Raw genomic sequence first — 8,594 nt, 5'->3', positions numbered from 1 at the left:
AGCGCGCACGCTCTGGGGCAGGTTGGCCGGTGCATTGGCCCGAATGGCGCGCAGGGCGGTGGTAGAGGCCGAGGACGCTTGCCGCGCCCGCCGCCTCCTCGGGCCGTCACGTTGCGCGTATCCAGACACGGCCGAACGCACCCTCGGCCAGCGCCACGAACACCTCCTGCTCAACCTCACCGAGGAGTGCAACTTCCGCTGCCGCTACTGCCTCTATGGCGGAGGCTATCCCGGACGCAGAGAGCATGCGCGGCGACACATGCCCCCGAAGCTGGCCCTGGCCGCCGTGGAGCGCTTTCTGACAGGCCGGGCCGAGCAGTGCCACATCTCCTTCTACGGCGGGGAGCCCCTCCTGCGCATGGACGTGATCCGCCGCGTGGTGGCCTTCGTCGACGCACGTCTCGCCCCTGGCGAGACGAGGCCGTTCTTCGCCCTGACCACCAACGGCTCGCTCCTGGAGGGCGAAACGGCGCGATACCTTGCGGAGAACGCGTTCACCGTGACGGTGAGCCTGGACGGCCCCGCCTCGGTGCACGACGCCCGGCGCAGGGACGCGCTCGGCAGGCCCACCCACCGCCGTGTGCTGGAGAACGTGGAGCGCCTCGCCGCCGCGTGGCCCGGCTGGGCGCGCACGAATCTGCGCTTTTCGGCAGTGTGCCTGGACGAGCAGGACCTGCCCGCAATGCACCGCTTCTTTTCGGGCCACGAGGTGCTTTCGGGCTGCGCCGTGAACGTCGCCTTCGTCCTTCCTGGAGGCGCGGAGCGGCAGGACGTCGCGGCGTCCTGGAGCGGCAACGGTCCGGACGTGCTGGCCGAACTCGAAGGCCGCTACCTGGAGGCCCTGATTGCGGGGAATACGGACCGCTTCCTCTCCGCACTCTTCGAAGCGCCCTACCGTGCCTATTTTGAGCGCCACGGCGCGAAGGCCCCGGATCGGCTGCTGGGTTGCTGCGTGCCTGGCATGCGCCGCCTCTTCGTGGCCGCAGACGGCGCGCTCTACCCTTGCGAAAAGCTCGACAGCGGCTATCCGCTCGGGCACGTGTCGGGCTGGCTGGACCCCGTGCGAACGGCCGGGCTCCACGAAGCCTTCCTGCGCCTGACGGAGTCCTGCCGGGCATGCTGGGCCTGGGAACTCTGCACCATGTGCTACGCGTCGTTCTTCGACGGCAGAACCCTGAACCCCGCACTGCGCAACGCCGAGTGCGCGGCCTTCAAGGACCGTCTGCGGGCAATGCTCGAAGGCTACCACACGCTGCTGGAGCGTGACTCGGGGATTCCCGGGAAGCGGTTTGGCGGCTGAGTGAGAGCCCGCCCTCAGGCCAACGGCAGCCGGAGGATGAAGCAAGTGCCCTGGCCGGGGGCGGACTCCACCTCGATGGTGCCGTTGTGGTTGTTGGTGATGATGAAGTAGGAGAGCGAGAGCCCCAGGCCCGTGCCCTCGCCCACGCCCTTGGTGGTGAAGAAGGGCTCGAACACCTTGCGGCGCACTTCTTCCGTCATGCCCGGGCCGTTGTCCTCGATCTCCACGCGCGCCATGTCGCCGTCGCGCCGCGCGCGCAGGACGATTTCCGGATCGCCCTGCCCGGCCATGGCGTGGGCCGCGTTGGCCATGAGGTTCATGAACACCTGCTGGATCTGCGTGCGGTTGCCCAGGGCCGGGGGCAGGCGCGCCTCGTACTCGCGCAGGATGCGCACGCCCTTGAAATCGTACTTGTTCTGATGGTCGAAGTCCGTGGAGCAGAGCTCCACCGCCTTGTCCAGCACCGTCGGCAGCGAGAGCGGCGACAGGGAGACGTCTCCGGCCCGGCTGAACTCCAGCATGCTCCCGACGATCTGGGCCGCGCGCAAAGCCGAATCGCGCATGGCCTGCACCATGAAAAGGATGTCGCGCGCGGTGAGGAAGTTGCGCACGGCCTCCATCTCGCAACCGGCGGCCATGGCGGCCTGGCGGTTCACCTCCGAGTCCCTGGTGAGCCGCGAGAGCACCACCTGGGCGCTCTGGATGATTCCCCCCAGGGGATTGTTGATCTCGTGGGCCATGCCGGCGGCCAGGCCGCCCAGGCTCATCATCTTTTCGGACTGGATGAGCATCTCCATCATGCGCCTGCGCTCCGAGACCTCCTGGAAGATGAGCGCCAGGGCTTCAGGCCCGGTATGGAAGAGGTGCAGGTCGTAGAGCCCCCTGAAGAGCCCCTCGCCGGAGCGGGTCTCCACGGATCGCTGGGAGGCCTCGCCCTCCGTCGCGTCCGAGGCGTCCAGGTCCGGGAAGGACTCGGACAGGGTGCGGCCCAGGAAATCCCGGTAGGGCAGGGCGGTGTAGCGGTCCGCCGCCGGGTTGCCCCCGGTGAGGCGGTAGCGGCCGTCCGCTCCCCTGCGGAAGAAGAGCATGCCCACGGGGGACGACTCCACGATGCTGCGGAAGGTCTCCTCGCTGGCGGCCAGGGCCTCGGTGCGCTCGCGCACCTGCCGGGCGAGGCGCTTGCTGAAGCGCCACTGGGCGATGCCGAACCCGGCAACCAGGAGCACTGCCCCGGCAAGGACGCTCAGGACGTTGCGGAAGATGCGCTGTTCGCGGCGCGCGGCCTCCTCGATGATGTCGGAGAAGAGGAAGCCCTCCAGGCTGTAGCCCTGGGGCATCATGCCGAGCTTCACATACACGTCGGCGATGTGTCGCCAGCGCTCCGGGTTCATGTGCCCGATGGCCACGAACTCCGGCTTGATGAGCTCGTCCATGACATGCGCCTCGTAGAGCAGGGCGTCCAGGCTCTTGCGCGGGGTGTATTTCTCCAGGATCAGCCGGGCAATTTCCTCCTGGTTCTCCATGGCGTAGCGCCAGCCGCGCTGCGCGCCGCGCAGGAAGGCCTCCACGAGCCGGGGCTCTTCGCGCACCTTGGCCTCCGTGGCCACCAGGCAGTCGCCGTAGAAGTCGATGCCGTAGCTGCGTGGGTTGATCACGCCGGGCTCCACGCCGCGCAGGAGCATCTGGTAGGGCTCGTTGGTCAGGTAGGCGGTCTGGGCGTCCACCTTCCCCTCGACGAGGTCGTTGATGCTCCAGGTGTGGGGCCGGATGATGAGGGAATCCAGCGCCACGTGCTCGTTGGAAAACATGGCCAGGCATTCGGGATCGGTGATCTCGGTGAACATGACGCGCTTGCCGCGCAGATCCTGCGGGGTGAGGATGCCCGAATCGCGCCGGGTGAGCACCACGGTGGGCGAATGCTGGAAAATGGCGGCCAGGGCCACCAGGGGCGCCCCCATCTGGCGCTGGATGACGATGGAAGGGGCGTCCACGGCGAAATCGGCCTTGCCTTCCTGGATCACCTGGGAGGGGTTGACGCCCGGGCTGCCCTCGATCAGTTCCACGGCAAGGCCCTCGTCGCGGAAGAAGCCTTTTTCGATGGCGGCATAGTAGCCCGCGAACTGGAACTGGTGACGCCATTTGAGCTGGAGGCGCACGGATTCCAGTCCGTGCGTGGAGGGTGACGCCTGCCCGGCCGCCGCGACCGACGCGCAAAGCAGCGCGCAGACCAACGCCAGAACCTGCAAGGCGAGAGCCCTGCGAGGAGGACGGCGCGGCTTGGGAGGCCGGGAGAAGAGGGGAGGGGGCCCGGAATGCTCCTGCATGACTCCCGAGGGGGCGAACCCTTGAGGGATCGCGGACTGTGGCGTCCTTGAACGGAATCGGCCGCACGGGACGCCATGCGCGGCATTGCAATTTGTTGGCCGGTTTTGCCTATGTTGTCAATGCGGGACATGGAGGCGCTCCGGCGGGCGGCAAAGGCAGGAGGATGCCGCCGGGAGGGCTCGAATCCTTGACCGCGCCGCGAGGATCGACTAAAAAATTCTGTTCCGTCAGCGCTTCGCTCTCGTTCGATGAGCCCTTGACGGATCGCATATCCTGATTATTCATCAAATCGAGCCGGTTGGGCGCACGACGCCCCGGCATCATCCAAGAGGACGCCATGGCCCGCATCACCGTCGAAGACTGCCTCGAAAAGTGCAACAACCGCTTCATGATCGTGCAGATGGCCATCAAGAGGGTCAAGCAGTACCGCGAAGGCTACGACCCCCTGGTGGAATGCCGCAACAAGGAGATCGTCACCTCCCTGCGCGAGATCGCGGGCGAGAAGGTTCTCCCTGCCGAATCCATCGAGGAAGCGGGCATCTACGTCGAACCCAAGCTGTAAGCACCCATGACCAAGGCCGATTATTACGAGATCCTCGGCGTCCCCCGCGACGCCGGGGAGGACGCCATCAAGAAGGCCTACCGTCAGATGGCCTTCAAGTTCCACCCTGACCGCAACCCCGGCGACGCCGAGGCGGAGTCCAAGTTCAAGGAAGCCGCCGAGGCCTACGAGGTGCTGCGAGACCCCCAGAAGCGCGCCCGCTACGACCGCTTCGGCCACCAGGGCCTGGGGGACACGGGCTTCGGAGGCTTCTCCAACCCCGAAGACATCTTCAGCACCTTCTCCGACATCTTCGGGGAATTCTTCGGGTTCAGCCAGGGCGGACGCGGGCGCGGTCCGCGCCCCCAGGCCGGGAACGACCTGCGATACGACCTGCGCGTCACCTTCCGCGACGCGGCCAAAGGCATGGAGGCCGCCCTCAAGATTCCCCGCAACGTGCCCTGCCACGAGTGCGAGGGCTCCGGAGCGGCCCCCGGCACCCGGCCCGAGACCTGCCGCCAGTGCGGCGGCGCGGGGCAGGTGCACCAGAGCCAGGGTTTCTTCCGCATCGCCGTCACCTGCCCGGTCTGCCGGGGCGAGGGCGTGGTGGTCCCCAACCCCTGCCCCCGCTGCAAGGGCAAGGGCGTGCTCCCCGACGTGCGCGATCTCAAGGTGCGCATCCCCGCCGGAGTGGACGACGGCTCGCGCCTGCGTCTGCGCGGCGAGGGCGAGCCCGGACAGCACGGCGGCCCCCCGGGCGACCTCTACGTGATCATCCACGTGGAGGAGGACAAGACCTTCCGCCGCCAGGGGCAGGATCTCGTCTACTCCCTGGAGATCGGCATGGTCCAGGCGGCCCTGGGCGAGAAGGTCCAGGTGCCCACCCTCGACGGCGAGGAGACCATGGACATCCCCAAGGGAACCCAGTCCGGCGAGGTGTTCTCGCTGCGCGGCATGGGCCTGCCCCATCCCGGACGCTCCGGCCGGGGCGACCTGCTGGTGGAGGTGGTCGTCACCACGCCCAAGTCGCTCTCCAAGAAGCAGGAGGAACTCCTGCGCGAGTTCCTGCGCGCCGAGGAAGACAAACCCATGAAAAAGGTGAAGAACTTCTTCAAGAAGGCCAAAGACGCGGCCATGGGGTCCTGATGGATTCCCCGCGCCTCACCCATCTGGACGAAAAGGGCCAGGCCCGCATGGTGGACGTGGGCGGCAAGACGCCCACCACCCGCGTGGCCGTGGCCGAGGCCCTGGTGCGCCTTGCCCCGGCCACCTTCGCCCTGCTGGCCGAGGGCGGGCTGCCCAAGGGCGACGCCCTGGCCACCGCCCGCATCGCCGGGATCATGGCCGCCAAGAAGACCCCGGACCTCATCCCCCTGTGCCACCCCCTGGGCCTGGACGCCGTGGACGTGCGCCTGGAGCTGGACGAGGCCGCCTCCACCGTGCGCATCGAGGCCGAGGCGCGCCTGAACGCCAAGACCGGCGTGGAGATGGAGGCCCTCACGGCCGCCAGCGTGGCCGCGCTGACCCTCTACGACATGTGCAAGGCCGTGCAGAAGGACATCGTCATCGAGCGCGTGCGCCTGCTCTACAAGGCGGGCGGCAAGAGCGGCGAGTTCAGGGCGCCCCTGGCGCCGTAAGCGCCTCGCGCAGCGTCCTCTCGTCCGTCTCGGGGCTTGGCTGGTCCGGCCCCGGCAGCTCGGCAGAGCTTTCCCCGTCCTCCCGCGCCCAGGCCCAGGCCCGGGCCACCTGCTCCACGGTGATCCTGTCCGGCGCGCCCGCCAGGGCGTAGCCCGTCTCGCCTTCAGGCGCTTCGGCCCGCAGGGCCATCCCGGCCAGGCGCAGGCGCTCCAGCTCCTCCTCCGCGAACTTCACCGGCACTCCCAGTTCCCGGGCTGCCTCGCCTGCCGTCAGGGGGCCCGAGCGGTCGTCCGCGCGTGCGGCCAGCAGCAGGGCCAGAGCTACGGCCTGGGTGCGGCGCTCTGCCATGGACCAGCCGCGCGCCGCGTCCTCCCCTGCCACGCGCACGAAATTCTGCGCCGCGTTGGCGACCTCGGCCCCGGCCAGCACGATGAGCCAGCTCACATAGAGCCACACCAGCAGGAGCGGGATCTGGGCGAAGCTTCCGTAGATGGCGTTGTAGCCCGTCACGCCGATCTGGTAGCGGATGTACAGGGCCTGGCTGGACTGCCAGGCCACCCCGGCGGCCAGGGCCCCGGCCAGGGCCGCCAGGGGCCGCACCCGGACGTTGGGCAGGAACGTGTAGACCACGAAGAGGGCCACGCTCACCATGGCCATGGGCAGGGCCTTGAGCGCCAGGGAGAGGGCCTGGTTCACCAGCTCGATCTCGCGCATCCACTGCACGATGGCCGCGTTCTGGAGCGTGGCCGAGAGGCTGAAGGCCGCCAGCAGGAAGATGGGGCACACCAGGATCACCGTGACGTGGTTGGAGAACCGGCCCCACAGCCCCTTGCGCTCCGGCGCGTGCCAGATGATGTTGAAGGCCGACTCCATGGACGAGATGAGCCCCACCGACGTGACGAAGAGCGTGGCCACGCCGATGAACCCCAGGGCCTTCACGTTGGTGTTCTGGATGTAGCCCAGCACCGCGTCCACCACGTCGCCCTTCTCGGCCGTGAGGCGCATGAGGGCCTCGCGCAGGTAGGGGGCTTCGTAGATGCCGAAGCCCTTGGCCACGGAGAAGGCCACGGCCAGCAGGGGCACCAGCGAGAGCACCGTGGTGTAGGAGAGCGAGGCCGCCAGCAAGAGCCCCCGGTTGCGCAGGAACGAGGCGGCCACGAAGCGCAGCCAGGCGAGGATCAGGGGCGTCTTGAACATGACTGGTCGATGCTCCTGGCTTTGGATAGCGCAATGGACCGCGCTTGGCGACGGGATTTCCCCGCAGCGCCCGTCGCGGCTTGACAGGCTTCCCTTCGGGCGGCTAGCCATTGCGCCACGTGGGAAACCCCTCGTATCGCCACAACGCCAGCCAAAGGAAGGCCTTTCGATGGAGTCCAAGATCATCCTGCCCGAAGGGGACATGCCCCGCCAGTGGTACAACGCCCTGCCCGACCTGCCCACCCCCCTGGCCCCGCCCCTGGAGCCCGGCTCCGGCAAGCCCGTCACCCCGGACATGCTGGCCCCCATCTTCCCGCAGGCCGTCATCGAGCAGGAGATGAGCCCTGATGCGCGCATCGACATCCCCGAGCCGGTGCTGGACATCTATCGTCTCTTCAGGCCCACCCCCCTGGTGCGCGCCCACAGGCTGGAGAAGGCCCTGGGCGTGAAGTGCAAGATCTTCTACAAGGACGAGTCGCGCTCCCCGGCGGGCTCCCACAAACCCAACACCGCCATCCCCCAGGCCTACTACAACGCCCGCGAGGGCGTGAAACGCCTGGCCACCGAGACCGGCGCGGGCCAGTGGGGCACGGCGCTTTCCTTCGCCTGCAAGATGTTCGGCCTGCAGTGCACGGTCTACATGGTCAAGGTGAGCTACAACCAGAAGCCCTACCGGCGCATTCTCATCAATTCCTACGGGGCCGAGGTGTTCCCCTCGCCCTCGGACAAGACCCAGACCGGCCGCGACATCCTGGCCAAGGACCCGGACTGCCAGGGCTCCCTGGGCCTGGCCATCTCCGAGGCCGTGGAGGACGCCGCCACCCACGAGGACACCAAGTACGCCCTGGGCAGCGTGCTCAACCACGTGGTGCTCCACCAGACCATCGTGGGCCTGGAGACCGAAAAGCAGCTGGCCATGGCGGGCGAGAAGCCCGACTTTCTGGTGGGCTGCGTGGGCGGCGGCAGCAACTTCGGCGGACTGGTGCTGCCCTTCCTGCCGCGCAAGCTCTCGGGCGAGAAGATCCGCTTCATCGCCGCCGAGCCCAAGGCCTGCCCCACCCTGACCCGGGGCCAGTTCCGCTACGACTACGGCGACGTGGCGAGGCTCACGCCGCTGCTCAAGATGCACACCCTGGGGCACTCCTACATGCCCGCGCCCATCCACGCGGGCGGCCTGCGCTACCACGGCGACGCGCCCATCGTGTGCAACCTGGCCGCCGAGGGGCTGGTGGAGGCCCGCGCCTACTTCCAGAACGACTGCTTCGAGGCCGCGCGCCTGTTCCAGGCCACCGAGGGCTTCCTGCCCGCGCCCGAGACCTCCCACGCCATCAAGGCCGCCATCGACGTGGCCCGCGAGGCCGAGCCCGGCCAGAACGTGGTGTTCCTCTACTCCGGCCACGGTCTGCTGGACCTGGCCTCCTACGACGCCTACCTCCAGGGCAACCTGGTGGACTTCGAGCACTCCCAGGAGGACATCGACGAATCCCTCAAGGCCTGCCCGACGTTCGAATAGACCGGAGCAGGGACGAGATGGAATGAGCGAGGCCGCCGGAGCGATCCGGCGGCCTTTCCGCTTGATGGCAAACCCCGAAG

7 protein-coding genes are annotated in these 8,594 nt (G+C 68.2%); 5 read left to right on the top strand and 2 right to left on the bottom strand.

What is annotated here, in order from left to right; all coding sequences use genetic code 11:
• A partial coding sequence (locus tag ACV4UX_RS15385) for a radical SAM protein (RefSeq protein ID WP_491594163.1) occupies positions 1-1,300 on the top strand: 1,300 nt, incomplete at its 5' end.
• Positions 1,301-1,314: 14 nt separating this feature from the next.
• Here the strand turns inward: ACV4UX_RS15385 and ACV4UX_RS15380 are convergent.
• Positions 1,315-3,456 carry an ABC transporter substrate-binding protein gene (locus ACV4UX_RS15380; protein ID WP_491594162.1) on the bottom strand — a complete coding sequence of 714 codons (2,142 nt, stop codon included), beginning with the start codon at positions 3,454-3,456 and terminating at the stop codon, positions 1,315-1,317.
• A 506-nt stretch (positions 3,457-3,962) separates the two neighbouring features.
• Here ACV4UX_RS15380 and rpoZ point away from each other — a divergent pair.
• From rpoZ to moaC, 3 genes are read left to right on the top strand one after another with little or no spacing between them, the layout of a single operon-like run.
• Positions 3,963-4,187, top strand: coding sequence for a DNA-directed RNA polymerase subunit omega (rpoZ, locus tag ACV4UX_RS15375; protein ID WP_173084256.1), 225 nt, complete (start codon positions 3,963-3,965; stop codon positions 4,185-4,187).
• A 6-nt stretch (positions 4,188-4,193) separates the two neighbouring features.
• A complete protein-coding gene (gene dnaJ / locus ACV4UX_RS15370; protein ID WP_491594161.1) occupies positions 4,194-5,312 on the top strand; it encodes a molecular chaperone DnaJ in 1,119 nt (372 codons plus the stop codon).
• On the top strand, positions 5,312-5,803 hold the full coding sequence (gene moaC / locus ACV4UX_RS15365; RefSeq protein WP_491594160.1) for a cyclic pyranopterin monophosphate synthase MoaC: 492 nt from the start codon (positions 5,312-5,314) through the stop codon (positions 5,801-5,803). The genes dnaJ and moaC overlap by 1 nt, the downstream gene beginning before the upstream one ends.
• On the opposite strand, the gene ACV4UX_RS15360 is transcribed toward moaC, so the two are convergent.
• Positions 5,781-7,001, bottom strand: coding sequence for a YhjD/YihY/BrkB family envelope integrity protein (locus ACV4UX_RS15360; RefSeq protein ID WP_491594159.1), 1,221 nt, complete (start codon positions 6,999-7,001; stop codon positions 5,781-5,783). The genes moaC and ACV4UX_RS15360 overlap by 23 nt on opposite strands.
• 169 nt (positions 7,002-7,170) lie before the next feature.
• On the opposite strand from ACV4UX_RS15360, the gene ACV4UX_RS15355 reads away from it, so the two are divergent.
• On the top strand, positions 7,171-8,514 hold the full coding sequence (locus tag ACV4UX_RS15355; RefSeq protein WP_491594158.1) for a TrpB-like pyridoxal phosphate-dependent enzyme: 1,344 nt from the start codon (positions 7,171-7,173) through the stop codon (positions 8,512-8,514).
• Positions 8,515-8,594 lie beyond the last annotated feature (80 nt).

The sequence above is a fragment of the Fundidesulfovibrio sp. genome (assembly GCF_058402725.1).
This window is presented reverse-complemented; position numbering and strand designations above follow the sequence as displayed.

Bases quoted from the DNA above. Each gene is read 5' to 3' on its own strand.
- ACV4UX_RS15355 (WP_491594158.1), top strand. From the start codon at position 7,171: ATGGAGTCCAAGATCATCCTGCCCGAAGGGGACATGCCCCGCCAGTGG.
- dnaJ (WP_491594161.1), top strand. From the start codon at position 4,194: ATGACCAAGGCCGATTATTACGAGATCCTCGGCGTCCCCCGCGACGCC.
- moaC (WP_491594160.1), top strand. From the start codon at position 5,312: ATGGATTCCCCGCGCCTCACCCATCTGGACGAAAAGGGCCAGGCCCGC.
- ACV4UX_RS15360 (WP_491594159.1), bottom strand. From the start codon at position 7,001: ATGTTCAAGACGCCCCTGATCCTCGCCTGGCTGCGCTTCGTGGCCGCC.
- rpoZ (WP_173084256.1), top strand. From the start codon at position 3,963: ATGGCCCGCATCACCGTCGAAGACTGCCTCGAAAAGTGCAACAACCGC.